The 25759-nt window shown below is 68.7% G+C and carries 24 protein-coding genes; 17 read left to right on the top strand and 7 right to left on the bottom strand.

What is annotated here, in order from left to right:
* The first annotated feature begins 173 nt into the window (after positions 1–173).
* Positions 174–620, top strand: a complete 447-nt coding sequence (locus N802_RS03100; protein ID WP_035912137.1) for a MarR family winged helix-turn-helix transcriptional regulator — start codon at positions 174–176, stop codon at positions 618–620.
* 10 nt (positions 621–630) lie between these two features.
* Positions 631–1407 carry an IclR family transcriptional regulator gene (locus N802_RS03095; protein ID WP_035912135.1) on the top strand — a complete coding sequence of 259 codons (777 nt, stop codon included), beginning with the start codon at positions 631–633 and terminating at the stop codon, positions 1405–1407.
* A gap of 34 nt (positions 1408–1441) precedes the next feature.
* Here the strand turns inward: N802_RS03095 and N802_RS03090 are convergent, their stop codons facing one another.
* On the bottom strand, positions 1442–2263 hold the full coding sequence (locus tag N802_RS03090; RefSeq protein WP_245613807.1) for a helix-turn-helix domain-containing protein: 822 nt from the start codon (positions 2261–2263) through the stop codon (positions 1442–1444).
* A 52-nt stretch (positions 2264–2315) separates the two neighbouring features.
* Here N802_RS03090 and N802_RS03085 point away from each other — a divergent pair, with 52 nt between their 5' ends.
* Entirely contained in the window at positions 2316–2870 is a 555-nt protein-coding gene (locus N802_RS03085; protein WP_035912133.1) for a TIGR03086 family metal-binding protein, read from the top strand.
* A 137-nt stretch (positions 2871–3007) separates the two neighbouring features.
* Here the strand turns inward: N802_RS03085 and N802_RS03080 are convergent, their stop codons facing one another.
* Positions 3008–4345 (bottom strand): MFS transporter, encoded by a 1338-nt coding sequence (locus tag N802_RS03080; protein WP_052109368.1) that lies wholly within the window; start codon positions 4343–4345, stop codon positions 3008–3010.
* A 251-nt stretch (positions 4346–4596) separates the two neighbouring features.
* Positions 4597–6087: a PhoX family protein gene (locus N802_RS03075; RefSeq protein WP_035912130.1), complete on the bottom strand. Its 1491-nt coding sequence runs from the start codon at positions 6085–6087 to the stop codon at positions 4597–4599.
* A 69-nt stretch (positions 6088–6156) separates the two neighbouring features.
* Between N802_RS03075 and mobA the strand changes: the two genes are divergently transcribed.
* The 8 genes from mobA to N802_RS03035 all read left to right on the top strand — a co-directional run bounded on the left by mobA (position 6157) and on the right by N802_RS03035 (position 13627).
* The gene (gene mobA, locus N802_RS03070; RefSeq protein ID WP_035912127.1) at positions 6157–6708 is read left to right on the top strand and encodes a molybdenum cofactor guanylyltransferase; all 552 of its coding nucleotides are present in this window, start codon (positions 6157–6159) and stop codon (positions 6706–6708) included.
* 68 nt (positions 6709–6776) lie between these two features.
* Entirely contained in the window at positions 6777–7028 is a 252-nt protein-coding gene (locus tag N802_RS03065) for a type II toxin-antitoxin system Phd/YefM family antitoxin (protein ID WP_035912124.1), read from the top strand.
* Entirely contained in the window at positions 7025–7435 is a 411-nt protein-coding gene (locus N802_RS03060) for a type II toxin-antitoxin system VapC family toxin (RefSeq protein ID WP_035912121.1), read from the top strand. The genes N802_RS03065 and N802_RS03060 overlap by 4 nt, the downstream gene beginning before the upstream one ends.
* Before the next feature lie 31 nt (positions 7436–7466).
* A complete protein-coding gene (locus tag N802_RS03055) occupies positions 7467–8444 on the top strand; it encodes an NAD(P)H-quinone oxidoreductase (RefSeq protein WP_035912119.1) in 978 nt (325 codons plus the stop codon).
* A 235-nt stretch (positions 8445–8679) separates the two neighbouring features.
* Positions 8680–9381: a PadR family transcriptional regulator gene (locus N802_RS03050; RefSeq protein WP_035912117.1), complete on the top strand. Its 702-nt coding sequence runs from the start codon at positions 8680–8682 to the stop codon at positions 9379–9381.
* Positions 9378–10103: an ABC transporter ATP-binding protein gene (locus N802_RS03045; protein WP_035912114.1), complete on the top strand. Its 726-nt coding sequence runs from the start codon at positions 9378–9380 to the stop codon at positions 10101–10103. The genes N802_RS03050 and N802_RS03045 overlap by 4 nt, the downstream gene beginning before the upstream one ends.
* A gap of 122 nt (positions 10104–10225) precedes the next feature.
* Positions 10226–13021 carry an FtsX-like permease family protein gene (locus N802_RS03040; RefSeq protein ID WP_169743386.1) on the top strand — a complete coding sequence of 932 codons (2796 nt, stop codon included), beginning with the start codon at positions 10226–10228 and terminating at the stop codon, positions 13019–13021.
* 30 nt (positions 13022–13051) lie between these two features.
* Positions 13052–13627, top strand: a complete 576-nt coding sequence (locus N802_RS03035) for a TIGR03086 family metal-binding protein (RefSeq protein ID WP_035912108.1) — start codon at positions 13052–13054, stop codon at positions 13625–13627.
* 28 nt (positions 13628–13655) lie between these two features.
* Here the strand turns inward: N802_RS03035 and N802_RS03030 are convergent, their stop codons facing one another.
* Entirely contained in the window at positions 13656–15359 is a 1704-nt protein-coding gene (locus N802_RS03030; protein ID WP_035912106.1) for a hypothetical protein, read from the bottom strand.
* Positions 15360–15711: 352 nt separating this feature from the next.
* Here N802_RS03030 and N802_RS03025 point away from each other — a divergent pair, with 352 nt between their 5' ends.
* The 3 genes from N802_RS03025 (at position 15712) to N802_RS03015 (ending at position 18553) form a co-directional block, all read left to right on the top strand.
* Positions 15712–16365, top strand: coding sequence for a bacterial proteasome activator family protein (locus N802_RS03025; protein ID WP_035912105.1), 654 nt, complete (start codon positions 15712–15714; stop codon positions 16363–16365).
* A gap of 36 nt (positions 16366–16401) precedes the next feature.
* Positions 16402–17484 (top strand): WD40/YVTN/BNR-like repeat-containing protein, encoded by a 1083-nt coding sequence (locus N802_RS03020; protein ID WP_052109365.1) that lies wholly within the window; start codon positions 16402–16404, stop codon positions 17482–17484.
* Between the two features lie 133 nt (positions 17485–17617).
* On the top strand, positions 17618–18553 hold the full coding sequence (locus N802_RS03015) for an acyl-ACP desaturase (protein WP_035912103.1): 936 nt from the start codon (positions 17618–17620) through the stop codon (positions 18551–18553).
* Between the two features lie 75 nt (positions 18554–18628).
* Here N802_RS03015 and N802_RS03010 read toward each other — a convergent pair whose 3' ends face one another.
* Positions 18629–20281 (bottom strand): FAD-binding dehydrogenase, encoded by a 1653-nt coding sequence (locus N802_RS03010; protein WP_035912102.1) that lies wholly within the window; start codon positions 20279–20281, stop codon positions 18629–18631.
* A 238-nt stretch (positions 20282–20519) separates the two neighbouring features.
* Positions 20520–21212 carry an HAD-IA family hydrolase gene (locus N802_RS03005; RefSeq protein ID WP_052109364.1) on the bottom strand — a complete coding sequence of 231 codons (693 nt, stop codon included), beginning with the start codon at positions 21210–21212 and terminating at the stop codon, positions 20520–20522.
* 22 nt (positions 21213–21234) lie between these two features.
* On the opposite strand from N802_RS03005, the gene N802_RS02995 reads away from it, so the two are divergent.
* The gene (locus tag N802_RS02995; RefSeq protein WP_052109363.1) at positions 21235–23433 is read left to right on the top strand and encodes a DUF998 domain-containing protein; all 2199 of its coding nucleotides are present in this window, start codon (positions 21235–21237) and stop codon (positions 23431–23433) included.
* Positions 23434–23438: 5 nt separating this feature from the next.
* Positions 23439–23834 carry a hypothetical protein gene (locus tag N802_RS02990; protein ID WP_035912100.1) on the top strand — a complete coding sequence of 132 codons (396 nt, stop codon included), beginning with the start codon at positions 23439–23441 and terminating at the stop codon, positions 23832–23834.
* 95 nt (positions 23835–23929) lie between these two features.
* Here the strand turns inward: N802_RS02990 and N802_RS02985 are convergent, their stop codons facing one another.
* Entirely contained in the window at positions 23930–24826 is an 897-nt protein-coding gene (locus tag N802_RS02985) for a ferredoxin family protein (RefSeq protein WP_052109362.1), read from the bottom strand.
* Positions 24827–24947: 121 nt separating this feature from the next.
* Between N802_RS02985 and map the strand changes: the two genes are divergently transcribed.
* Complete coding sequence (map, locus tag N802_RS02980) at positions 24948–25715, top strand: type I methionyl aminopeptidase (protein ID WP_035912099.1); 768 nt, start codon at positions 24948–24950, stop codon at positions 25713–25715.
* The last annotated feature ends 44 nt before the right edge of the window (positions 25716–25759 follow it).

Below are 25759 nucleotides of genomic sequence, written 5' to 3'. Positions count from 1 at the left end.
GAGTGCTCTCCCTTCTGTTGACTGTCATTAGTGAGGTTAACTCACAATGAGTCAAACAGGCTAGTTGCCGATATCATTCCCGTATGCCGTCCGCCCACCTCCCAGCACCACGGCCCACCACCGCGACTTTGTGCCCGATTGGGACACGTCGCGCCGACGAAGGAGGCTGAGACGTGTCCCAATCGGGCACAAAGTCGAACGTTCAGCCGGGTGAAGCTGGCCTGGGGGAGCTCGTCATGGAGGTCGCCCGGGGCCTCCGGCGTCGTTACGCCGCGACCCTGGAGCCGTGGGGCGTGACGCCCCACGAGTCACGCGCCCTGCGGGTCATCGGCAGGCACGAACCCACGAGGCTGGGCCTCGTCGCACAGCATCTGCGCATCGCCCCGCGCTCGGTGACGGACGTCGTCGACAATTTGGAGCAGCGAGGATTCGTGGCGCGAGAGCCGGACCCGACCGACCGGCGCGCGACTCAGGTACGTCTCACCGGCGAGGGTCGGAGGATCCTCGACGAACTCGACGCGGCGCGGCGGGCCGATCACGAGAGCTACTTCGCGGACCTCACCGAGCGCGACCGCACCACCCTCACCCGCGTCCTCAACAGCCTCATCGACGACCACTGATGGGTGGCCGATGAGCAACGTCCCCGGGGCCGCGAACGCGCTCGACGTGCTCGAACTGCTGGCGCGCCGAGGTGAGCCACTCCCCGCGGCCACCGTCGCGCGCGAGCTCGGGCTTCCCCGGTCGAGCACCTATCACCTGCTTGCCGTGCTTCGGGAACGCGGATATGTCTCCCACCTCGAAGGTGAGCGGCGATACGGACTGGGCGTCGCGGCATACGAATTGGGTTCGGCCTATCAGCGGCAGGCGCCGCTGCAGCGGATCGCACGAGGCACCCTCGACCGACTCGTCGACACGACGGGGCACAACGCGCACCTCGCAGTGCTCCACGGGCGCGACGTCCTCTATGTCATCGAGCAGCGCGCACCTCAGGGCCCAGTCCTCGTCTCGGACGTCGGCGTTCGGCTGCCGGCCACCCTCACTGCGACCGGCCTGGCGATGCTCGCCGCCCTGTCCGCGGGGCAAGTGCGCGCGCTCTTCCCGCATGCCGACGCACTGGTGCAGCGCGACGGTCACGGACCCTCGACGACAGGCCAGTTGCGGAGTTTGCTCCAGGCTGTGCGGCAACGCGGATATGCCGTCGAGGACGGTCTCGTGACGAGTGGCCTCAAGTCGGTGGCCGTGGCAGTGCTCGACCACAGCGACCACCCGGTCGCGTCCGTGGCGGTGACCTTCCGGACCGACGTCGTCGACGACGCGGGCTTCGACCGGATCGTGGCCGCGGTGGGCCGCGCTGGCGACGACCTCTCCACCCGGCTGCACCGTCAGGTGCGCCCCCGGCACGCATGACTCGGGCCAGGGGCCGAGGTCGGCCCCTGGTGCCCTAGAACTGGTCCGCGAGGAAGGCGCCCGGCGTCATCCCGGTGACGGTTCGGAAGTCGTGGGTGAAGTGCGCCTGGTCCGCGTAGCCCAAATCGGCGGCCACCTCGCCGACGGTGGTGGCTCCCGCCTTGAGTCGCTCGACGGCGTCATGGAGGCGACGGCGCTGGATGAGCCATTTGGGCGAGAGCCCGACGCGGTCGAGTGTGAGTCGCTGGAGTGCCCGCTCACCCAGGTCGAAGGCGTCACAGATCTCGGAGACCCGAGTGACCTCCGGGTGGTCGCGCAGCCAGGCGATGACGTCATTGATGAGGCGCCCCTGGGCGTCGACGGGCAACATCGCCCGCAGCGATCGCTCCACTTCGGCGATCGCCGCGGCGTGGTTGTCCGGATCATCCGGATCACGATCCATCAGGGCGCGGACTGCGGGAACCAGCCGCCTGGACTCCAGTGACTGCACCTCGGACAGGTCGACGAAGCGGTCCGTGAGGTCGCTGACAGGGCGCCCCCACACGAGCCGGCCGGCCGCCGGGCGCAGCATGGCGCCGACCGCCCATCCGGTCGCCTCCAACGTCACCGTCGACATGCCGCGGACCGTGCCATAGAACCGCGCATAGGAGTTGCTGACCACGATGAGGCAGACCGGGTACTGGAGGGTCTTCTGGCTCTGCGGCTCGGCCACGTCCCAGACCGGGATCCAGTAGCGCTCGACGAAGTCCTCGAGTCCGGAGCCGGCGGGATACCGGTGGATCGGCGGGGTGGGGTGCGATCGCCCGGTGAGGTGCGCCCTGGAGATCGGATCCCTCGAAGCATGCTGGTCGGCCACGTGTCGGATTATCTCAAGACGGCCGGCCGAGGGGCTTCCTAGGCTCGATGACATGACAGATACAGCACAGCGATTCCGTTCCCGCGCAACCCAGTTCGCGTCACTTGTCGACGCCGCAGCCAGTCAGGCAGACACACCCTCGCCGTGTGAGGGCTGGACCGTGCGCGACGTCGTCATGCACACCATCGACACCGAACGTGACTTCCTCGCGACCCGCGGCCTGGATGTCGGGGAGCGTCCGGACCCGACCGATGTGGCCACTGCCTGGCGGACGCACGCCGACACGGTGGCCGCCACGCTGTCGAGCGACGGGGTGGCCGAGACCGAGTACGCGGGCTACTTCGGGCCCACGACGATCGGCGAGACCATGGCGGACTTCTATGGCTGGGACCTCGTCATCCATGGCTGGGACGTCGCCCGAGCCACGGGCCAGGACTGGCGCGTGTCCGACGAGGACGTGACGTGGCTCAACGCCAGCGCGGACGGATGGGGCGACGCGCTCCGGGCGCAAGGCATCTGCGGCCCGGAGGTGCCCGTGCCGGCCGACGCGTCCCCGCAGGACAAGCTCCTCGGCCGGCTGGGACGTGACCCCCAGTGGGTGCCCTGACGTTGGCTTGCGCCAGTGCGGTCGGTGGGTTGTTGTTCGCGTCGATAACCAATAGGTGTTCAGGTTGGACACCTATCGGTTATCGACGCAGACACACCTATCCAAGCCTCGAGTGAGGGGCATCGGCCCAACTCGGCTCACTCGTCACGCAGGGGGTGTGCGATCTCGTCGGCGGGCAGCCTGGCCCAGAGGATCGCGATGATCGCGATGACCCCCGGGGCGACACCGGCGATGAGGAAGGTCGGGCGGATCCCGATCGCCTCGGACACCGGTCCGGCCAGCGCCATCGACACCGGCATGAGCGAGATCGAGACAAAGAAGTCGAGGCTCGCCACCCGACCCACGAGCGCCGGCGGGACCCGTCGTTGGAGCAACGTCCCCCAGATGACCATCGGCGCAGAGAACGCTGCCCCAAGGACCAGCGCTGCCACGATGAGCATCCACATGTGCCCGGCGAAACCGAACACCGCGAGCGGCAGTGAACCGAGGCCCCACATGAGGTTCATCCAGGTGAGGTAGCGACGCGGCATCGGCAACGACCCCATGACGAATGATCCAAGGGCCGCACCGATCCCGAAGGCCGCGAGGACCCACGCGTGCTCGCGCGGACCGCCACCGAGACGGTCCTTGATCAGGAACGGGGTGAGCACGTCGAGAGGGCCCATGAGGACCAGCACCATGCCGCTGGCGAAGAGCAGAGTGGCAAGCAACCACGGGGTTCGGACCATGTAGACGAAACCCTCGCGCATGTCCGAGAACGCCGACCCGATGGGGTGGCGTGAATGACCGTCGTCAAGCTGGCGTCGCACGGGGGTCTCAGGGACTGCCATGAGCGCGAGCAGGCCGACCAGCACTGCCGCCGCCCCGATGACGATGGCGGCACCGGGACTCGCAGCGGCCACTGCAGCGCCAGCGACGGCCGGCCCGACGGCCTGACCGATGGTCGGGCGCACCATCCCCTCGAATCCGTTGACGGCCATGAGGTCGCGCTCTTCGACGAGAGCCGGCAACCATGCGGTGTAGGCGGGGTAGTAGAACGCCATCGCCATGCCGTTCACGAACGCAATCGTCGCGAGCATCCACAGCTGCGTCAGATCGAGGAGCGAGAGCGTGGCGATGATCGCCATGCAGAGGAGTTCCACGCCGGCCACGACGAGGAGGATGCGCTTCTGTGGGATGCGATCGGCGACGACGCCCGCAAGGAGGGCCGGGAGGATCACGCCCACGGCCGCGCTCGTGGCCACGACACTCAACTGAGACGCACCACCACCAATACGGACGACTTCCCAGACCTGGGCCACCGCCCACACACCGGCCGAGAACGACGAGAAGACCAGAGCAACGGCAAGCCGCCGGTAGGCGGCCCCGCGGAAGGGCGTGAGGGCACGCGGCAACTGCCGCTCGGCGGTCGTCACCGGTTCCGTGGTCGGCGCCTGCGTCGGAGGCGTCGCGGTGTCGCTCTGTGGGCCTGTCATGGTGTGAATCCTCAAGCCTCAAGTCCGCTTGAGGTCAAGCCCCCTGTGAGCTCGCCCGGTGACTCATGGCTGTGATCCAGCCTCCACCCGAGCACTGACAACGCGCCACTGAGTTTCCGGACAGGGCTCGCCCAGATCCCGTCATCCCGGATCGGCGAATCCTCTACCGGACCACGAACGAACTCGGCGTATGCCGGTCAGCTGAGTGACCGGCATACGCCGAGTTGCGTCGTGGGACGGGACCACCAGCGTCAGACGCCGATGCGCTCCCACTTGCCCCAGATCGCGAAGGTCAGCCCGCGAGAGGCCTGGATGTTGACGAACAGCGTCGACCCGTCGGGACTGAAGCACGACCCGGCGAACTCGTCGCCGCGCCGATCCGCACCCGTGCTCGACACGAGCCTGTTGAGGGCGATGTCCCAGAGCTGCCCGCCACGGCTCAGCCCGCGGAGGTAGTTGTCGCCCGTGCTGTCCTCGCACACCACCAGCGTGCCGCGGCGACTCGTCGTGACGTTGTCGGGCATGTCGAAGGTCTCCTTGCCCGGGGACTGGTAGAGCAGACGCAGCTTCTCCGAGCGCGTGTCGTAGGCCCACACCTGCCCGAAGCCGTTGCCGTAGCCAGCGAGCAACTCGTCGCCGGTCTCCGCGTCGCCACCACCCTGGGTCGAGACGAAGTAGACGACGCCGTTGTCGTAGACCTGCCCCTCGAGGCGGGAAAAGCCAGCGGCACCCAGGGCACGGCCTTGGTCTCCGACGTACTGGAGCGCGGTGTCATTGGGTGTCGGCGCAGTCTGGCCCGGCGTGTACGGGAACGTCGGGTCCGGGTCGGCGATGTCGACCCACTCGACGGAGTAGACGGCGCCCTTGCGCTGGTGGCCCTCGAGGTGAGCGTTAGGTTGCCCCTTGATCGCGAGCATCTGGAGCTGGCCCTCGTTGTCGAGGTGACCGGACTCCATCGGGTTCGTCTTCGGCGTGTAGCGGTAGAAGCCCGACGGGAACGCGAAGTTGTCCTCGGTGAGATAGAGCCGCCCCTCGCGGGGGTCGAACGACACGGCCTCGTGCGGGAAGCGACCAGCCCTGGTGATCGGCTCACCGTTGGAGTGCCCGTGGGCCGGGACCTCGAAGATGTAGCCGTGCGGCTTGGTGAGCGGGATGTTCGACGCACCCGTGAAGTCGGGGCCGACGTCGGGACCATTGACGGTCTCCTCGCACGTGATCCACGCGCCCCAGGGCATCTCGCCGCCGGAGCAGTTCATCATCGTGCCGTTGAGCGCGGTGAACGCGCCCTGGACGTTGCCCTCGCCATCGACGTCGATGTGCGTGCAGCCGCCACCGGCGCGGGTGTCATAGGTGTGGTCGCCGACCGGACCGAACGGGGCCGCGACCGGGTTGTTGACCTCGTGGTTGCGGATCAGGGTGATGTTGCCGTCGGGGCCGTCGAACGAACCCATGCCGTCGTGGCGTCCGGGGAGCCTCGTCCCGTCGTCGAGCGTGACCGGTGCCTCGGTGTCGTGGAACGAGCGGTACTTGAAGCCCTCCGGGAGGTGCAGCCGCACCTTGCCGTCGCGCTCGTCGGGGATCGGGCGCAACCCACGGAAGGCTGGTCCGCCGAGTCCGGGCGCTGCTCCGGCCGGTCCGGCCACCAGGCCCTGGAACGGTCCGCCGAGCGCGGTGGCGCCTGCGGCGACGGCCGCACCCTTGAGAACGGTGCGCCGCTTGGGAGAGTGATCGTCTACTGCCATGTCCGACTCCTTTGTCGATCAGGGGATCCGATCAACGTATGCCCCTCAGTGGGCCGTCACAATGAAAACGTGCAACCCGATGTGACTGTCCTGGTGCTGGCAGGTGGTTCGTCGCGCCGTTTTGGTTCCGACAAGCTCGCCGCTCTCCTTGACGGTCGACCGGTTCTCGATCACTGCTTGTCGGGTATGCCGGTCAGCTGGCCCTTGGTCCTCGTCTCACCTCCTCGCATGGTTCCGTCCGAGGTGGAGGGGCGGGTGCGGTTCGTGCGGGAGTCACCGCCGGGCGGGGGCCCACTGGCGGGGATCGCGGCGGGGCTGGCACTCGTGACGACGGACGTGGTGTGCGTGGCTCCGGGGGACTCCCCTCGCGCTGGTGAAGTGCTGCCGACCTTGGTCGCCGCGCTGGAAGGGGACCCGACGGTTTCGGCAGCCGTCCTGAGCGATGGTGAGGCTCGGGCGAATCCGGTGCTCGCGGCATACCGGACAAAGGACCTGCGCGAAGCGATCCCGGACGCGCCTGAGAACCTGCCCGCCCGAACCCTGCTCACCCTCCCCCACGTGTTGGTGCAGCCCGACTTCGACGTCCCCGACATCGACACCCCCGAGGATCTCCAGCGATAGCGGCCGAGGTTCGTTCCGGCCCGACGGAGGAAGTAGCACTTGTGCAACCATGGGAGTAGGCTTTCTTTATGGACGCATCCGTGGGACTTCGCGAGCTTCGACAGGACGCCTCCGACCTCGTGCGCCGCGTGGAGCAGGGCGAGGAGATCACAATCACCGTTGCCGGTCGACCCAGCGCGCGGTTGGTGCCTGCCAAGCCCGCTCAGTGGCGACGGTGGGCCGATCTGGCGGAGCTCTACAACGGACCAGCCGATGCTGATTGGGCAGACGATCGCGAGTTGATCGACGATGAGTTGCGCGACCCCTGGGCAGAACAGTGAGCAGAGCCACCGTTGAGCGGGCCATTCTCGACACGGGCGTGGTCATTGGGCCGACAGCAGCGCCCATCCCAGGGATTCTTGCGATCAGTGCGGCAACGCTCGCGGAACTGCACTTTGGAGTGCTGGTGGCGAAATCCCCCGCCGTCCGTGCTGAACGTCTTCGGCGACTCAGTGTCATCCAGCGCCATTTCGACGCCCTGCCCATTGACGACTCCGTCGCCGCGAGCTACGGGCAACTGGCTGCGGCGGTCGTCGACATGGGGCGACAGCCTCGCCGCCGGACGATGGACCTCTTGATCGCGGCGACGGCGCATTCTCACGGCGCGTCACTCGTCACCAGCAATCCGGACGACTTTGCGGGCCTCGAATCGCTGATCGACATCGTCGCGGTCCAGACCGCGACATGACCGGGCCCGGCTCCGTCGTACGTTTGGACCCATGAAGGCGATCACGATTCCTGAGCCCGGCGGTCCCGAGGCGCTCGTCCTCTCCGACGTCGACACCCCCGATCCCGCGGCGGGTGAGGTTCGGATCAAGGTCGCGGCGGCGGGCGTCAACCGTGCGGATGTCCTTCAGCGGCAGGGCTTCTACAACCCACCCGCCGGTGAGACCGAGATCCCCGGTCTCGAGGTGTCGGGTGTCATCGACGCTGTCGGCGCCGGTGTCACGGAGTGGGTCGTGGGCGACCAGGTGTGCGCCCTCCTCGTGGGCGGCGGCTATGCCGAGCAGGTGACGGTGCCCGCGGGGCAGGTGCTGCCGGTGCCCGATGGCGTCGACCTCATCGACGCGGCCGCGCTGCCCGAGGTGACCTCGACCGTCTGGTCCAATGTCTTCCTGACCGCGAACCTCCAGCCCGGCGAGACCTTCCTCGTCCACGGCGGCTCGTCCGGCATCGGCACCATGGCGATCCAGTTCGCTCGCGAGGTCGGAGCCCGCGTCGCCGTCACGGCCGGCTCCGCCGAAAAGCTTGACGTATGCCATGAACTCGGCGCCGAGATCCTCGTCAACTACCGGGACCAGGACTTCGTCGAGGAACTCAGGTCCGCGACCGACGGACACGGCGCTGACGTCATCCTCGACAACATGGGCGCGAAGTACCTCCCCCGCAACGTCCAGGCCCTCGCCACGGCGGGGCGTCTCGTCATCATCGGGATGCAGGGCGGCGTCAAGGGCGAACTCGACATCAACACCCTCCTGCGCAAGCGCGCCGCGGTCATCGCGACGTCGCTGCGCGCGCGCCCGCTCGCCGAGAAGGCGACGATCGTGGCTGCGGTGCACGAGCACGTCTGGCCGATGATCGCCGACGGTCGGGTGCGTCCGATCGTCCACTCCCGCCACGCGCTCGCCGATGTGCCCGCTGCTCACGCCGAGATGGAGGCCAGCGGGCACATCGGCAAGATCCTTCTCCTGACCTGACCCACCCTCCGACTTATTGCCCGAGCGGGACGGCGAGCGCCAGCGAGCCGTCCCGCTCGGGCAATAGTTCGTGCTTGCCAAGCGAGCGAATACTCGGTATACATGGCCTGTCCGAGCACGGCATACCGAGTATTTCGGTTGGAACAGGGGCCGACTGAAGGGCCTCGGTATGCCGGCTCGGCACCGCACGCGGGAGCGCAGGGGTTCCCGCGTCGAACGTCGAAGGAGACACCCGATGTCGGTCAAGCAGGGGCTCATGGCCCTCCTCGCAGAGGGCCCCATGTATGGCGCGCAGCTGCGCTCGGAGTTCGAGGAGCGCACGGGCGGCACGTGGCCGCTCAACGTCGGACAGGTCTACACGACCCTGAATCGACTCGAGCGCGACGGGCTCGTCGAGCCGACCGGTGAGGCCGACAGCGAGGGACGCATCTCCTACCGCCTGACTGACGCGGGCGTGGCCGAGGTCGGCACCTGGTGGACCACCCCCGTCGACCGGGACAACACCCCGCGCGACGAGCTCACGATCAAGCTCGCGCTCGCTGTGACCGTGCCCGGCGTCGACGTGGCCGCGGTCGCCCGGACGCAGCGGACCGCCACGATGAGGCATCTGCACGACCTCACCCGCCTCAAGCAGGACGTCATGCGCAAACAGCGCGACGCCGAGCGGGACGAGCCGGAGCCCGATGAGAGCGACAGCACGGCCAACCACGATCTCGCCTGGCTCCTCGTGCTCGAGAACCTCATCTTCAGTGCAGAGGCCGAGGTCCGCTGGCTCGACCACGTCGAGACTCGACTCCACCGCGAGTCGCTTCGCCCATTTCGCCGCTCGGGGGACTCGGCAGGCGCGGCAAAGGCGCGAGCGGAAGTCGAGGAGACGGCATACCGGCGTGAGGTGGGGAGCCAGCAACAGACCGACCGGACGGGGGCACGACGATGACCGCGCCCAGCCTGCTTCTCGACAATGTCACCAGGGTCCACGGGACTGGTGACACCGCCGTCCGCGCGCTCGACGGCGTCACTCTCGAGGTCATGCCGGGAGAGCTCGTCGCCGTCATGGGACCGAGTGGCTCCGGCAAGTCCACTCTGCTCAACCTGGCGGGTGGGCTCGACATGGCCACCAGTGGACGCGTCGTCATCGAGGGCGAGGACCTCACCACGCTGAATGCCAAGGGCATCGCCCAGCTGCGGCGGCGCCGGGTGGGGTTCGTCTTCCAGGACTACAACCTCATCCCGAGCCTCACCGCAGCCGAGAACGTCGCGCTGCCCCTCGAGCTCGACGGCGAGCGCGCCGGCAAGGCGCGGCGCCATGCCCGCCAGACCCTCGATCTCATGGGGCTGCGAGAGCTGAGTGACCGCTTCCCGGACCAGATGTCCGGTGGCCAGCAGCAGCGCGTCGCCATTGCCCGAGCGCTCATCGGCTCGCGCCGCCTCGTCCTCGCCGACGAGCCCACTGGCGCCCTCGACACGCACACCGGTGAGGACGTCCTGCGGGTGCTGCGCGAGCGCTGCGACGACGGCGTCGCTGGACTTCTCGTCACCCACGAGGCCCGGCACGCAGCCTGGGCGGACCGTGTCGTGTTCCTGCGCGACGGAGTCGTCGTCGACTCGACCGGGCGCGCCAGCTCGGCCGAGGACCTCCTCGACACCGCAAGCCGATGACCACTCTGGCGCGGCGGGGGGAGCGCACAGGGGCGACTCCCCCCGCCGACTCCTCCCTCAGCCCGATCGAAAAACGTTCTGCCTGGGGCCGATTCACGGGAAGCTGGGCCATCGCTCTCCGCATGGCAAAGCGCGACGTCCGCCGACACAGGGGGCGCAGCGCTCTCATCATGATCATGGTCGGCCTGCCGACCATGCTCCTGGTCTTCGCGCTCACGGCAGTTGCGACCAACCAGGTCGACGGCCCTGAGCAGATCCCGTCGAAGATGGGCAACGGCGTCGCAATGCTGGAGTACCCAGCGCCCTATGGGATGGAGCAGTCCTTCGACCCCTCGACCGGGACTGGGCAATCAGGGGACGCCACACCCGTCCCCGGGTGGGTCGAGGGTGGCTCGGCGTTCGAGAACGCCGAGGCGATCAGCACGCTGACGGGCGCCACGGCGTTGCCGATCGCCGACGAAACGGTGACCACCCGTCGTGACGGTCGCCGTCTGGAGTTGCACGCGCTCGCGGTCGACCCCCGAGCCGGCCTGACCGACAAGGTGACCCTGACGTCCGGGCGCCTGCCCGAGCGCTCTGGCGAGATCCTCGTCTCTGAGTTCGGGGCCGGCAGGGGCCTGCCCACGAGTGGAGAGCTCACCATCCGAGCGGCCAGCGAGGACCGGAAGGTCACGGTCGTCGGCACGGCAGAGGTCCCGCCACAGGGTGGGTGGATGTCGCACGACATCGTCACGCCGGAACCGTTCGTCGACGACAGCTTCGGCAGTGGTGGCTGGATCCTTCTCGGCGATGAGCCGGTCACGTGGTCCAAGGTTCGCGACCTCAACCGCCACGGGATCGTGGTCTGGTCCGAGGAGGTGCTCCGCAACCCTCCCCCCGTCAGCGAGTTGTCGCTCGAGCAGCAGTCGCTGATGGAGTTCGATGACGACCGCATGGGGAGCTTCGTCGCCATCGGGGGGGCCCTGCTCCTCGTGATCACGACGCTCCTCGTCGGTCCCGCGTTCGCGGTGAGCGCCGCCCGTCAACGCCGGACGCTCGCGCTCTCGGCCAGCAACGGGGCCACCACGGCTCAGCTGCGACACACCGTCCTCGCCCAGGCACTCGTCCTCGGGGTGATCTCCGCGCTCGCCGGGGCCGGTCTCGGCGTCGCCGCGGCGTGGGCTGCCTCGCGCCAGCCCGTCCTCGCCAGGACACTCGATGTCACGGGGCCGTTCGAGGTTCCCGTCGTGCCCGTGGTCGTCACCACGGCTGCGGCCATGGTGAGCGCAGTCATCGCGGCGCTCCTCCCCGCGCGTCGCCTCGGTCGACTCGACATCGTCGGCGTGATGAAGGGGCAGAACGTCTCGCCTCGGCCGAGCAGGATCCTCTTCGTCATCGGTGCCGCGCTCGCTGCTCTGGGGGGATTCGCCGTCATCTCGTTGGCCGCGAGGCAGTCGTCCATGAACAACGGGGGTGACGAGGTGCGGATCGTCTTCGCGACGGTCGCCCTCGTGGTCGGTGCGGTGATGCTGTCGCCGGTGATCCTCGTGGGCATCGCGCGGATCAGTTCTCGCCTCCCCGTCTCGCTCCGCATGGCCACCCGCGACGCCGGTCGCCAGCGCACCCGCAGCGTCCCGGCCATCGCGGCCATCCTCGCCGGGGTCGCCGTTCTCACGATGACCCTCATCGCGAGCGGCAGCGACGAGGAGCAGAGCCGCCGCGAGTACGTCGCGCAGAACCTCCCCGGGGACACGACGGTCTTCGCTGGAGGGACGAACCTCGACGCCGCAGCTGTCGAACGCATCAGTGCGGACTTCCGCGCAATCCGCCCCGGTTTGGTCGTCTCACCGGTGGCGGCCATCGACTCGGGCGACCCGATGATGAACTCAGTGAACCCGGTCCCGCCGACCAAGCCCTACGACGTCAAGGCAGTCAACGTCGTGCCTCCGGGATGCACGGCGAAGCAGACGGTCTTCGACGTCGGGTTCAACTGGACAGAGAGCGTGCAGAGCCCGCCGTGTCAACGGATCGGCACGCATGGCGTCTCCGGCACCGGCTCATCGATGAACTTCGTGGCGCCGGACGAGATGCGCCGTCGCCTCACCGCGATCGGCCAGACCGCTGCCATCCCCGCCGTACTCGACGGTGCGGTGGTCGTTGCGCGCCCCCCGGGGTCACCCAGCATGCTCACCGACGGCACCATCAGCGTCATGACCGCGAGCCAGACGGTCGACCCGGCGGAGAACGAAATCGTCGACCCCTCGGCCGATCTGCGTGACATCCGGACCGAGAGCATCCCGGCCATCGAGGTCGAGCTCACGGAATCGACTCTCGGCGCGCTGTTGAACTCCAGTCTGCTCGGCACCCTCGAGACGGCGAATGCACAGGGCTGGCCGGTACGAACCCACCAGTTGACGATGTTCGACCCCGCCGGCCCGATCTCCCAGGACCTGTCCGACCAGCTCGGGTTCGGGGTTGCCGACGAGGTCTACCTCGTCACCGAGCGTGGCTTCGTCTCCGAACTGGGCCCGATCATCGCCGTCCTCCTCGGGATCTTCACCCTCCTGCTCCTGGTCATCACCCTGACCTCGACGGCGCTCACGCTGGCTGAGCAGGAGAACGACCAGGCGACGCTTGCCGCTCTCGGCTCAGGCCGCGGCACTCGCCGCATCATGGCGGCAGCGCAGGCGTTCGTGCTCTGCCTCATCGGGGCGGTGCTTGGCATCGCCGTCGGCATCGTCCCCGGAATCGCCTTGGCCTACCCGCTCACCGCGCGGACGTGGGATCCGCTCACGGGCATGGAGAAGTTCGGTGACCCCGTCCTCGTGTTCCCGTGGCTCGTCCTGCTCGGGTTCGCCATCGCGGTCCCGGCGGTCGCAGCGGGACTGGCTGCGGCCGGCATACGGAAGGCTCCGGACGCGACCCACCGAACGGCGTGATCTGTCGGACATCGCTGACAGACTTCTCGTATGCCGTTGCCGACAGACCCAGCCGGACGTCACCGCGCCATCGCGGGCACCTTCACCGAGCGTGTGCGAGGGGTGAGCGACTGGGACGTGCCGTCGCCCGTCGAGGAGTGGACCGCACGCGATGTCGTGCGGCACCTCGTCGAGTGGTTCGCGGGGTTCCTCGAGGCCGGGGCAGGCATCCGGCTGCCGCAGGGGCCGAGCGTCGACGACGACCCGGTGGGGGCGTGGACAGCCCATGCGGACGCGGTGCAGGCGATCCTCGACGACCCGGAGTCGGAGGGCAAGGTGCTGAGCAATCGCCACATGGGCGACGTGCCGCTGCCGCAGGCGATCGACCAGTTCTACACGGCCGACGTCTTCATGCACACCTGGGATCTCGCGCGGGCGACCGGTCAGCCGGATCGGATGGACGAGGAGTTCGCGAACGAGCTCTTCAGCGGGATGGAGCAATACGACGAGATGCTGCGGCAGTCGGGTCAGTACGGTCCGCGGGTGCCCGTCCCGACCAGCGCCGACATCACCGACAAGCTCGTCGGATTCATCGGGCGCGACCCGTCGTGGACCCCGCCCGCCTGAGTGCCGCTCGCCGGATGGCGCAGGTGCGTCACCAACCGGGCTCGCGCAGATAGACCTCCAGTTCGCCCTGACCCGTGACGGGCTTGCCCTCCACCGTGCCGAGCAGCCGCCACCCGGAGCCGTCGGGCTCGCCGACCCACTGCCCGTTCGCGGCCTTCTCACGAACGAAGATCTGGGAGGAGTTCGTCGGTGCCTTGGTGGCGTGACGGAAGGACACGTCCTCGGGCAGGGGCCAGTCGGTCATCGAGTACACGTCGTAGCCCCGCGCACGCAGCTGATAGGCGATCGCCGGTGCGACGCTCGCCCAGGCCACCCATCCGCCACCGGAGGTGACCCGCACGGGGTGCGGTGGTGGGGTGTGCGAGCTGTATTCCTCGGCGACGATCGCCGAAGCCTTCCTTCCGGGCTCGTCCCGCCAGGTCAGCACGACCGGTGATTGCGTCGCCACGATCGCGAGGATGCCCAGCAGGACCACACTGACTCCGCGCGCAGGAACAGCCGCAGCAGGAGCCGCCGGGGCCGCCGCGCGACCGCGCCGCGCGGACGCGATGTGACGGGCGGCCCGGAAGACTGCCGAGCCGAGCACGAGCCAGGCGAACGTCACACACCCCCAGATCGGAAGCAGCCAGTAGAACGGGACCCCCACGACACTCGTGGGCGCCGATGCGAAGGACCACCCCACGAGCACGAGGGCAACCAACGCCACCACGGCGGCCATACGGTGCGGTGAGTCCCAACCCGGCAGCTGCTCGGCGGCAGGCACCGCCAGCCCCGCGAGCATCGCCACGACGACGAGCCCCAACACCACCCACAGTCCCGAGCGCTCGATGAGCGCATTGTTGGCGCTGGAGAACCCACCGGGGAACGGGACCAACTGCGGAAGGAACGCCTTGAGGGCAGAAGCCCAACCCATCTGGTCCTTGTCGACACCCGAGAAGATGTAGCTGGCGACCTGGAGGGGATTGCTCTTGCGGTACGTCACCATTTCCACGAGCGGCGGAAGCCAGCACAGGACGAGCGCCCCGGCGGCGAGCCTGCTCGTGCGGCTTGCGCCACGCCCCAGTCCCAGCCCTGCCCAGATCGACCCTCGCGACGGGCTTCGCCGCCTCCGGAGCAGTGCGGTCACGACGACGAGGAGCGTCAGTGCCACGACCAGGGGAAGGAAGGCGAGGTTGGCCTGGGCCACGAGGCTCGCGACGAGCACGAAACCCCAGGCGCAGGCCGTGTCTCCGACGACGAGGCTCCACGTGAGCAGGAGCAGGAGGAAGACCCCGATGGAGGCCGGATACGGATTGAGTGGTCGGAACAGGGCCTCCGGACCCACGGCCCACTGGATGACCAGGACGGCGGTGAGTGCCATGAGCACCCACGTCATGCCACCACGGCGGCGGGCCACGATGACGACACCGACGATCAGCGCGATGTGCGTCAGTGCCGAACCCAGCAGCAACCCGATGGGGTGGAATCCGAAGAGGCCTGCAGGGATGGCGAGGAGATACATCGCCATCGGTCCCGGATGATGCGATGCGAGGCTCGGGTCGGCATTGCCGGATGTGGAGCGCATACCCATCGTCGGCGGATGACTGCTGAAGACGTCGGCGACCTTCATCCCCAGGATGGCGTCGTCACCATCGGGCCACCACCCGTGCGCGACGGCCTTGAGGAAGGCTGCCAGCACGGGCACCGTCGCGATGACGGTCAGGAGGATGACATAGCGGTTGCGGCGCACCACTTCGCGGAAGGGAGCGCGTTCTGTGGTGTGAGCATGCTGCCGTGACGGGGCCTGGACCTGAGGTCGCGGATGAGGGCCTTGCCCCGATGTGTGCGCTTCTGCCACGAATCCTTCTCTCGCCGGGCCCCGCCTCGCCGGGCCGCCACTGAATGGGTCGGATCCCTGTGCGCTGGGAGGCCCCGCATGCTCGGTGTGGTGTCCGTTCGTGCCTGTTCGTTCCCAGCCAGCGGTCACGCTACCCGCGAGTTCGGCTCGGCGCACGAGGATGCCCATGGCTCGGCCAGCCGGGGAAATGACTGCCGGCGCGCAGACCGCGGGAAGGCGCAGGTCGTCGTGGGGCAGGATGGGTGGCATGAGCGACCAGCAGCCCGCGCAGCCGGAATCCACCGACGAGCCGAAGCCGCAGGAGCCCGGCACCGGCCGTCGTGAGGTCCACGGCACCGCGACCATCGACGACGACAGGGTCGTGGTCGTGACACCCGAGGGGATGGGTGTCGCCGACCGTGACGACGAGGGGAAGCCGACGCAGAACCCGGCCGACCTCGTCGAGCAGCCGGCCAAGGTCATGCGGATCGGGTCGATGATCAAACAGCTCCTCGAGGAGGTGCGCAACGCACCGCTCGACGAGAAGGGTCGCGCCCGCCTCGCCGAGATCCACGATCGCTCCCTCTCCGAACTCAAGGACGGTCTCGCCCCCGAGCTCGTCGAAGAGCTCGAACGCATCTCGCTGCCGTTCAGCGAGGAGTCCCCGACTGACGCCGAACTCCGGATCGCGCAGGCCCAGCTCGTCGGGTGGCTCGAGGGCCTCTTCCACGGCATCCAGACGGCCCTCGTCGCCCAGCAGATGGCGGCCCAGGCACAACTTCAGCAGATGCGCGCTCTCCCGCCCGGCCACGCTCCGGCGCAAGGCATGCCGGGCTCGCCGATGGGCATGCCCAACATGCCGGGAGGCTCGAGTCGCCCTGCCGAGGGTGGCCACGCAGAGGGCACCGGCCAGTACCTCTGACGCGCGCGCTGCCCGACTTTGGGGCAGGGTGCTGGAATGCGCACCTTCTCGAGACTGCTCACCACTCCCCTGTATGCCGTCGCGCTCGTCGCGTTGTCGGCTCCCGCCGCGATGGCCGCCCCTTCCTCGGGACCGCCCGGCTCACTGGCCGAACTCGACTGGTCGGTGTCGACCGTCGACGCCGATCAGAGCTTCCGCGGACTCGACGCGGTGGATCGGTCAACGGCGTGGGTGAGCGGCGCCAGCGTGAGCGGGGGCGCGGCGCGCGTCTATCTCACACAGGACGGCGGTGACTCCTGGGACGACGTCAGCCCGCCCGGCTCGACGGGTCTGAACTTCCGGGACGTCGAGGCCCAGGACGCCCTGACTGCAACGGTTCTCGCGATCGGCGAGGGCGAGGACTCGCGGATCTATCGCACGACCGACGGTGGCGAGACGTGGTCCGAGACGTTCCGCAACACCGAGCCGACGGCCTTCTACAACTGCCTCGACTTCTATCCGGGCGGCAAGCGGGGGCTCGCGGTGAGCGACCCGGTCGACGGGAAGTTCCGGGTGGCCTCGACGGAGGACGGTGGCCGCTCGTGGTCCGTGCTCCCAGACGCGGGCATGCCCGACTCGACAGGTGAGTTCAACTTCTCCGCCAGCGGCGACTGCCTGACGATCTCCGGTCGCGACGCCTGGTTCGGCTCGGGCGGGGCCAAGTCACGGATCTTCCACTCGACCGACCGCGGGCTCACGTGGACCGCGGCCGAGTCGACCATCCCGGCCGGGGAGGCAGCGGGTGTCTTCGGGCTGGCGTTCAAGAACCCGCGCCAGGGTGTGGCCGTCGGTGGCGACTTTGCCGCCCCCACCGACGGAGTCGACGCGTCGGCCACCACGCGGAACGGGGAGTCCTGGACGAGCGGAGGCGACCTGACCCACTTGGGCGAGGACGCGGCATACCTGCGTCGTTCGCTCATCGTCGTGGGCGAAAGCGGGCCGGTCGGCGGTAGCAGCGTCTCCGGGGACGGCGGTCGGACGTGGCGCCAGTTCAGCGAGGTCGGGTTCCACACACTCGACTGCACTGCGGACGGCGCCTGCTGGGCCGCGGGCGGCCGAGGCCGCGTCGGCACCCTCTGACCCCCATCGACCTTGTGCCCCATCGGGACAGGAACGCCCGACCGTGGGCGCTCGACACCTGTCCCGATGGGGCACAAGGTCGAACTGACGAGTAACTGGCGGACCTAACCTACGGAAGCGTAGGTTGGCGAACATGACCGCGACCCAGTGGAGCCAGACCGACCTCCTCCGCGAGATGAACCAGGTGGTCGAGACCAACCTCAACCGCCACATCGGCGTCGCCAAGGAGTGGTATCCGCACGAGTTCATCCCATGGAGCGACGGCCGCAACTTCGATGGCCTCATGGATGGCGAGGCCTGGAGCCCGGACGACGCACCGATCTCGGAGGTCGCCCGCTCGGCGCTCATCGTCAACCTGCTCACCGAGGACAACCTCCCGAGCTACCACCACGAGATCGCGCTGATCTTCGGTCGCGACGACGCCTGGGGTGAGTGGGTCCACCGCTGGACCGCCGAGGAGGGGCGGCACGGGATCGCGATGCGTGACTACATGCTCGTCAAGCGCATGGTCGACCCCAAGGCGCTCGAGGACTTCCGGATGACGCACATGTCGCAGGGCTACGAGTCCGCCCACAGTGGGGAGCTCCTCCACTCACTCGCCTATGTGTCCTTCCAGGAGCTCGCGACGCGTGTGTCGCACCGCAACACCGGCAAGTTCACGGATGACCCCATGGCCGACCAGCTGCTCCAGCGGATCGCTGCCGACGAGAACCTCCACATGATCTTCTATCGCAACCTGTTGGGCGCTGCACTCGAGCTCGACCCCAACGGGTCGATGATGGCGATCCGCGATGTCGTCAAGGGATTCCAGATGCCCGGCACCGACATCCCGGGCTTCCAGCGCAAGGCCGTCGAGATGGCGGTGGCAGGGATCTATGACCTGCGCCAGCACCGCGACGACGTCGTCGCGCCCGTGCTGCGCTTCTGGAAGGTCTGGGACCTCGAGGGCCTCTCGGACGAGGGCGAGGCCGCGCGGCTCGAGCTGTCGGCGTTCATGGACGACCTCGACACCAAGGCTTCACGGTTCGAGGACAAGCGCGACACGCTCGCCGCCCGCATGAACCTCTGACCAACCCCGCCGCTCGCCCCAGCTTCCCCGCCGGAAGCGGGTTGGTCAGGCAGCGGCAACGAGCCCGTATGCCGGTCAGCCGAGTTGGGCGGCCGCCGCGCGTCCCGCTGCGCGACCCGAGAAGAGGCACCCGCCGAGGAACGTGCCCTCGAGAGCGCGGTAGCCATGCACGCCACCGCCGCCGAACCCGGCAACCTCGCCCGCGGCATACAGTCCGTCGACCGGGTCGCCGTTGGTCCCGATGACCTGCGAATCCAGGTTGGTCTGCAGTCCACCCAGTGACTTGCGGGTGAGGATGTTGAGGCGCACGGCCACGAGCGGTCCGCGCTTGGGGTCGAGGATCTTGTGCGGCGGGAAGGCGCGCTTGGTGAGCTTGTCGCCGCGGTACTGACGCGCCACGTGCATCGCCGCGATCTGCGCGTCCTTCGTGAAGGGGTTGTCGATCTGACGATCCCGCTCGAGGACCTGGCGCTCGATGTGCGCGAAATCGACGGGTGCGTGGGGCGTCAAGGCGTTCATCTTGTCCACGAGCTCCCGCAGGGTCGCGGCCTGGACGAAGTCGATGCCGTGATCGAGGAACGCCTGCACCGCAGGCGGCACCGCGGTGATGGGCCGCTTCGCGACGTCGCGGTAGTTGCGCTCGGTGAGGTCGAGGTTCTGCTCGCTACCGGACAGCGCGAACTCCTTGCCGACCAGAGCATGGTTGGTGACGAACCAGGAGTGGTCATGGCCGGTCTGGCGCAAGTGCGACAGCGTGCCAAGGGTGTCGAAGCCCGGGAAGTTCGGCGGCGGCAGCCGATCGCCCTTGCCGTCGAACCACAGCGACGACGGGCCCGGAAGGATGCGGATGGCATGGTTGGGCCAGACGGGGTTCCAGTTGTTGATGCCCTCCACGTAGTGCCACATGCGGTCGCGGTTGATGACCGTGCCGCCGGCCTTCTCCGTGATGGCCAGCATTCGGCCGTCGACGTATTCGGGCACACCGGTGATCATGTGCTCCGGCGGCTTCCCCAGGCGATCGGGCCAGTTGGCGCGCACGAGGTCGTGGTTGCCGCCGATTCCGCCGCTCGTGACGAGCACGCATTGTGCACCGAACTCGAAGGTCCCGACGACATCCCGGTTGGAGGCGACACCTCGTGCTGAATTGTCCTGTCCGAGAACGGATCCGCGAACGCCGGTGACTGCCCCGCCAGAGGTCACGACCTCGTCGACGCGATGCCGAGGACGGTAGATGATGCGCCCACCGGCGATGTGCGCGCGCACGCGCTCGATGAAGGGCGTGACGACGCCCGTCCCCGTTCCCCAGGGGATGTGGAACCGCGGGACCGAGTTGCCGTGGCCCCCTGCGCGGCCGTCGCCTCGCTCGGCCCATCCGACAACCGGAAAGAAGCTGATCCCGAACTCGCGCAACCACTCTCGCTTCTCGCCGGCCGCCCACTCGACATAGGCGCGGCCCCACTTCTGCGGCCAGTAGTCCTCAGCACGGTCCCATCCCGCCGTGCCCTGCCAGTCCTGCCAGGCGAGGTCGACGGTGTCCTTGATGCCCATGCGGCGCTGCTCGGGGCTGTCGACGAGGAACAGTCCGCCAAAGCTCCACCACGCCTGGCCGCCGAGGTTGGCCTCGCTCTCCTGGTCGAGGAGGACGACGGAGCGTCCGGCATCGGCGAGTTCGTTGGCGGCGACGAGACCGGCGAGTCCAGCCCCGACGACAAGTGCGTCAGCGTCCATGCCGGCCAACCTATCGTCCGATGACGTGCGGCAAGCCTCCCGTGTCGGCAGTGCCCGTATGCCGGTCTCCCCAGTCCCGGTCCCGTCCCGCGAGTCCCGATCTCACCGAATTCCTCGGTTCGGGACATTGAATCTTCACTGTCCCGAACTCACCCAATTGGACGGTTGAGCACACAGTCCGTCCGTTCCCAACCGTCCAATTGGGTGAGCTCGGTACGGATGAACGGGAACCTGCAGGTCAGGGAACGGTCGGGGTGACCAGGGTGGGCCAGGGGATGTCGGCGACGGACTCGAGGACCACGTCGGCGTCGCGGGCGAGCACCTCCACCGGGGTCGTCCCGAGCACGGCCACAAGGGCACCGGCGCTCGCAGCCCGCCCGGAGACGAGGCCCGCCGGCGCGTCCTCGACGACGATGCACGCGCCGGGCTCCAGCCCGAGCAGGGCAGCTCCGCGCTCGTAGGGCTCCGGGCCGGGCTTGCCGTGGGAGACGTCGCTCGCCGTGACGACGACCTGCGGACGGGGCAGCCCGCTCGCCCCGATCCGGGCCTCGGCCAGCTCACGGTCGCATGACGTGACGATCGCGTGGGGGATGCCCAGACGGTCCAGCTCCTCGAAGGCCTCGCGTGCGCCCGGTAGGACGACGATGTCGTCGGTGTCGGCCACCTCGATCTCGGTGATCCGTCGATGGGCCTCGCGGCGTTCGGCCTCGGAACGATCGGCCATGACGACGGCGATCGTGTTGGCGCTCGTCCGGCCGTGCGACCCCTTGAGGTCCTCGGGGTCGATCCCGAACTCCTCGCACCACTGCATCCAGGACCGCACGACAGCGGCCAACGAGTTGATGAGAGTCCCGTCCATGTCGAAGAGGACTCCGCCGAACGTCCCCGAGGGGAAGGCTCCGGCGAGGGGCGCGGCATGGGGTCCGGACATGTCGCCAGCCTAGGGTGGAGGAATGTCCGAGCAAGGCGAGGAACGAAGCGTGGACGTGTCCGCGGGACTTCCCCGCGGCGCGCTGCTCAGCTCGGCCACCGCGTTCCTTGCCCTCGTGGGCGGATGGACCTGGGCGGCGATGCAGCAGCCCCCGGGCTTCGACTGGGTGCGTGAGTCGATCAGTGCGTTGGCAGCCGTCGAGACGCCACACCGCTGGATCATGACGTCCGCCCTGGTCATCACGGGACTGGCCCACATCGGTTCGGCGCTGATGATCCCGGGGATGCGCCGGGCCGGCCGCTGGGTGCTGGGCGCCGCGGGCCTGGCCACCGTCGCCGTGGCACTGGTGCCCCTGCCGTCGCGATCGGACGGGTCGGTTGCCCACACGGTGGTCGCGGCGCTGAGCTTCGCACTCCTCGCGAGCTGGCCGTGGTTCGCAGCGGGATCGTCTGCGGCACCGCTCCTCCGAACTCGCGTCGCACGTCCCGCCGCGATCGTTCTCCTCATCCTCGTCGCCTCCCTGACCGTCGGCCTCCGAGCCGGTATGCCGTTCGGTGCCCACGAGCGCATCGTCGCCGGACTGCTCGCGCTGTGGCCGCTCGCCTCTGCCGTCTCGGTGTGGTGGGCGCTGGGCCACCGCGTGGGCAGCCGTCGCGTGCGCGGAATCCTCGGAGTCGTCGCCCTCACGGTCGCGTGTGCAGCGGGAGGTGTCGCCGGGACACGGCTGGCGCCGGCGACGGCCGAGACGACGCACTACTCGGCGCAGGTCCAGCTCTCCATGGATCCGCGGGACTCGACGCACTTGCTCGCCCGCACCCTCTTCGGTGACATCGACGTCAGCTTCAGCGGACTCGCGCCGGGAATCGAGGCGACTCCCCAGGTGAAGTCATCCATCGCCGATGTCCTGAGCCGGCCGGGCATCAGCGTGTCGAGCCTCCAGCCGGGACCGTTGGAACTCAGCGCGGCGATCACGCGAGCCACAAGGGATGTGGGGCTGCGCTTCGGCGGCGGCGCCCTCGCGGTCGCCCTCCTCGGCCTCGGTGTATCGGCACTGATGAGACGCCGCCGACCACCCACTCGGGCCGTCGTCGCGGCGGCGACCGCGTGGACGATTGCGTGCGGCGCGACCGGCGTCGCCATCTGGCAGACCTACAAGCCCGAGCGCACACGTGAGTTCACCTCGACCAGCGTCCTCGGCACAGTCCAGCGCAACCAGTCCCTGCTCTCCGATGTGGAGGCGCGCACCGCGCAGGTCTCGCCCTATCTCCGGAACCTCATCGCGCTGTCGGCGGCCCTCCAGGACAAGTACTCCCCGACCGAGCTCAACCAGCCGGTGGCCCTGCGGGTGCTCCTCGTGTCCGACCTGCACGCTGGCAACCAGTACGCCCTCATGCGCACGATCGTCGAAGAAGAGGACATCGACCTCGTCATCGACACCGGCGACTTCGTGAACTTCGGGACCGTCGCAGAGGGCGAGGCCTCCGGAATGTTCGAGGGCATCGCCTCACTTCCGGTGCCCTACCTCTTCACGCGAGGCAACCACGACGCCACCTCCCCGACCGACCGGTCGATCCTCTCCCGCATGGCGAGCATCCCCAATGTCGTTCTGTTGCAGCCCGATTCGGAGACCTACACGCACGTGGAAGTGGGCGGCATACGAATCGCTGGGTTCAACGACCCACGCTGGTTCGGCGACGACGGCAAACGCAGCCGAGACAAGCAGCAGCCGGCCAAGCAGGCCTTCATCAACACGTTCGAGGGACAGGACCGTCTCGACCTGTTGGTCTCGCACGAGCCGTGGGCTGTGCAGGACGTGCCCTTCGCCGACGTGACGGCCAACGGGCACATGCACACGCCCGACCTCGAGGGGAACCGCATCCAGGCCGGCACGTTCACCGGCGGAGGTCCTCTCACGCACTTCGTCGGTCAGGAGGACGGCGAGGAACTCGTGGGGCAGCCGTCGGCCTTCGACGTCCTGACGTTCGGTGAGACGTGTCGGCTCACGTCGGTGACGCGCTACCGCTACCGCAACGTCATCGAGGGGCGGCCTGCCTACGACGACGTGAGCCTCGTCAACGGGACGCGCGTGGACGCTGCCGAGGAGCCCGCGGAGCGATCGTGCTTGCGGCCCGAGCCCGGCGACGGCCCGCTCGACTCGCTCACGCTGCGCGAGATCCCCGCCGCGCCTTCCCCCGAGACGGAGCCGACCGAGGCAAACTGACGTGCATGGCTGAATACACCGATGCAGAACGCGACACCGTCCGCAACGCTGCTTTCGGGGCGATCGCCCTCGTGAGCAAGGCTGACCCCGGCTTCTTCTCGTCGTTCAAGGAGAGCCTCGCCGGGTCCAAGGCCCTCGCCTCCGGCCCCAAGGAGATCACCGAGATCCTCCGGGGCGGCGGCTTCCCCACCCCTCCGTCGGGTGATGCCGCCGCGCAGGAACAGTCCGTCATGAGCGGGCTGACCCAGGCCGTCGGGATCCTCAACGCCAAGGCCGACGGCTCGGCCGAGGCGTTCAAGGGCGTCATCCTCGAGGCGGCCCAGGCCGTGGCGGACGCCTCCGACGGCGTCAACGCCGAGGAGCAGGCCGTCATCGACAAGGTCAAGGCCGCCCTCGCCTGACCTTTCGACTTTGTGCCCCACTGGGACATGGTTCGTCGGCCGAAGGCCCAATCAGCGTGTCCCAGTGGGGCACAAAGTCGAAGGAATGGGCGGGGTCAGCGGGGGTCGGGGACGACAACCGCTCTGTATGCCGTGTGCTCACCCGGGCCTTTTCCGCACGACAGCGGGGCCGGCTCAAGTGCCTCCGCCGTCACCTCGACCCACGTCGTGTCGGGGAGGGGTTCGTCGCCGATGACCTCGACCCGCGTCACCGTCTCGGAGAGGACCTCGACCGTTCCTGGCCGCGCCGACGTGATCGCCGCAGGCCCGTGCTCGGCAAGAACCAGTCCGGTCGCCGCCTGCACCGCGGGTGAGTAGCGGGCAAGTCCCCGCAGATGGGTCGTGTCGACCAGGCCCGCTCGGTGCGCGCGGACAACCTCCACGGCAATGGGGAGATCCACCATGCCGTAGCAGGTGCCGTCGGGCATGGAGATGAATGTCCCGGCGAAGCGGTGGCCGGATAGGTGGGTGCACTCCCACACCTCGTCGGGCCACACCTTGGCGAGGGCAGCGGTGACTGGTCGGCCGCGCAACGCGCAGCAGGCGTCCCGAGTCCCCTGGGTGCAGACGAGCAGCATCGGCGGGGCGAACGTCTCGGAGTGCGTGAGCGGTGTCCCCAGTGCCCTGACCGCATCGAGCAGGTCGTCGGTGGTGCGCCACGTGCCGGTGACCCAGGTCCCGAGACTGGTGTCCACGGCATACCAGGCGTTGGCTTCTCCCGGCTCACGGCGGCCGGTGCGGCGCACGAGAAGCGACCGCCCCTGGTGCTCGGCGCAGGCGGCCTCGATGGCCTGTGCCACCGGACCGGCGATCGGCGGTGTCTCGAGATGGTCCTTGGACCACGGCCCGGGGTGCTCGATGAGGAGCCAGCGACGCGCGACCGGCGCCGACCCGATCATGGGTTCGCCGCGCTCACGGAAGGCGTTGGAGCAGCGCGTGGTGTCCGGACTCACGGCGTCGATGCTACGACGCGCACCTCCGGGAGCCGCGCCCCGTCCACATGCGGTTCGCGAGCGCCGGATTCCAGTGCGGCCTCCCGCATGCCGGCCGTGGCGGAGGTGTCACAGTGGGCGCATGATCGAGATCCTCACGCCGGCCGAGGTGGACCGGGCCCGTGTCACCGGCGCCCTTGTGGGCAGCATCCTCAGCACGCTGCGGGAGCGGGTCACCGTCGGCACCAACCTCCTCGAGATCGACGCCTGGACGAAGCAGATGATCGCGGACGCGGGTGCTGAATCGTGCTACGTCGACTACGCGCCGTCGTTCGGCAGGGGACCCTTCGGGCACTACATCTGCACGTCTGTCAACGACGGAGTGCTGCACGGCCTGCCGCACGACTACGCACTGGCGGACGGTGACCTGCTCTCCCTCGATCTCGCCGTGTCGAAGGCCGGCCTTGCGGCCGACTCGGCGATCAGCTTCATCGTCGGCGACTCCCGACCGACGCGGAGCGTGGCACTCATCGAGACGACCGAACGCGCCCTGGCTGCCGCCATCGCAGCAGCCGGCCCGGGCCAGCGGATCGGAGACCTCGAGCACGCCATCGGGACGGTGCTGAGCGGCGCCGGCTACCCGATCAACCTCGAGTTCGGCGGTCATGGCATCGGTTCGACGATGCACCAGGACCCGCACGTGTCCAACTCCGGTCGTCCCGGCCGGGGCTTCACGCTGCGTCCGGGGCTGATGTTGGCCCTCGAACCCTGGGTCATGGAGGACACCGACCGACTCGTCACGGATGCCGACGGCTGGACGCTGCGCAGCGCCACCGGGTGCCGGACCGCGCACAGCGAACACACGATCGTCATCACCGACGACGGCGCTGAGGTCCTCACCCGCGTGTGACCCCTAACCGCCTGACGCGCGGCCCTCCGCAACGTCAGCGTGAA

The sequence above is a fragment of the Knoellia sinensis KCTC 19936 genome, from assembly GCF_000768705.1.
Classification (GTDB): Bacteria; Actinomycetota; Actinomycetes; order Actinomycetales; family Dermatophilaceae; genus Knoellia; species Knoellia sinensis.
The sequence above is the reverse complement of the archived record's forward strand: the minus strand, read 5'-3'. Positions and strand labels throughout refer to the sequence as shown.

Excerpts from the sequence above, each read along its gene's own strand:
- N802_RS03095 (WP_035912135.1), top strand. The coding sequence starts at position 631 with ATGAGCAACGTCCCCGGGGCCGCGAACGCGCTCGACGTGCTCGAACTG.
- N802_RS03085 (WP_035912133.1), top strand. The coding sequence starts at position 2,316 with ATGACAGATACAGCACAGCGATTCCGTTCCCGCGCAACCCAGTTCGCG.
- N802_RS03080 (WP_052109368.1), bottom strand. The coding sequence starts at position 4,345 with ATGACAGGCCCACAGAGCGACACCGCGACGCCTCCGACGCAGGCGCCG.
- N802_RS03075 (WP_035912130.1), bottom strand. The coding sequence starts at position 6,087 with ATGGCAGTAGACGATCACTCTCCCAAGCGGCGCACCGTTCTCAAGGGT.
- N802_RS03065 (WP_035912124.1), top strand. The coding sequence starts at position 6,777 with ATGGACGCATCCGTGGGACTTCGCGAGCTTCGACAGGACGCCTCCGAC.
- N802_RS03055 (WP_035912119.1), top strand. The coding sequence starts at position 7,467 with ATGAAGGCGATCACGATTCCTGAGCCCGGCGGTCCCGAGGCGCTCGTC.
- N802_RS03050 (WP_035912117.1), top strand. The coding sequence starts at position 8,680 with ATGTCGGTCAAGCAGGGGCTCATGGCCCTCCTCGCAGAGGGCCCCATG.
- N802_RS03045 (WP_035912114.1), top strand. The coding sequence starts at position 9,378 with ATGACCGCGCCCAGCCTGCTTCTCGACAATGTCACCAGGGTCCACGGG.
- N802_RS03040 (WP_169743386.1), top strand. The coding sequence starts at position 10,226 with ATGGCAAAGCGCGACGTCCGCCGACACAGGGGGCGCAGCGCTCTCATC.
- N802_RS03035 (WP_035912108.1), top strand. The coding sequence starts at position 13,052 with ATGCCGTTGCCGACAGACCCAGCCGGACGTCACCGCGCCATCGCGGGC.
- N802_RS03025 (WP_035912105.1), top strand. The coding sequence starts at position 15,712 with ATGAGCGACCAGCAGCCCGCGCAGCCGGAATCCACCGACGAGCCGAAG.
- N802_RS03020 (WP_052109365.1), top strand. The coding sequence starts at position 16,402 with ATGCGCACCTTCTCGAGACTGCTCACCACTCCCCTGTATGCCGTCGCG.
- N802_RS03015 (WP_035912103.1), top strand. The coding sequence starts at position 17,618 with ATGACCGCGACCCAGTGGAGCCAGACCGACCTCCTCCGCGAGATGAAC.
- N802_RS03010 (WP_035912102.1), bottom strand. The coding sequence starts at position 20,281 with ATGGACGCTGACGCACTTGTCGTCGGGGCTGGACTCGCCGGTCTCGTC.
- N802_RS03005 (WP_052109364.1), bottom strand. The coding sequence starts at position 21,212 with ATGTCCGGACCCCATGCCGCGCCCCTCGCCGGAGCCTTCCCCTCGGGG.
- N802_RS02995 (WP_052109363.1), top strand. The coding sequence starts at position 21,235 with ATGTCCGAGCAAGGCGAGGAACGAAGCGTGGACGTGTCCGCGGGACTT.
- N802_RS02990 (WP_035912100.1), top strand. The coding sequence starts at position 23,439 with ATGGCTGAATACACCGATGCAGAACGCGACACCGTCCGCAACGCTGCT.
- map (WP_035912099.1), top strand. The coding sequence starts at position 24,948 with ATGATCGAGATCCTCACGCCGGCCGAGGTGGACCGGGCCCGTGTCACC.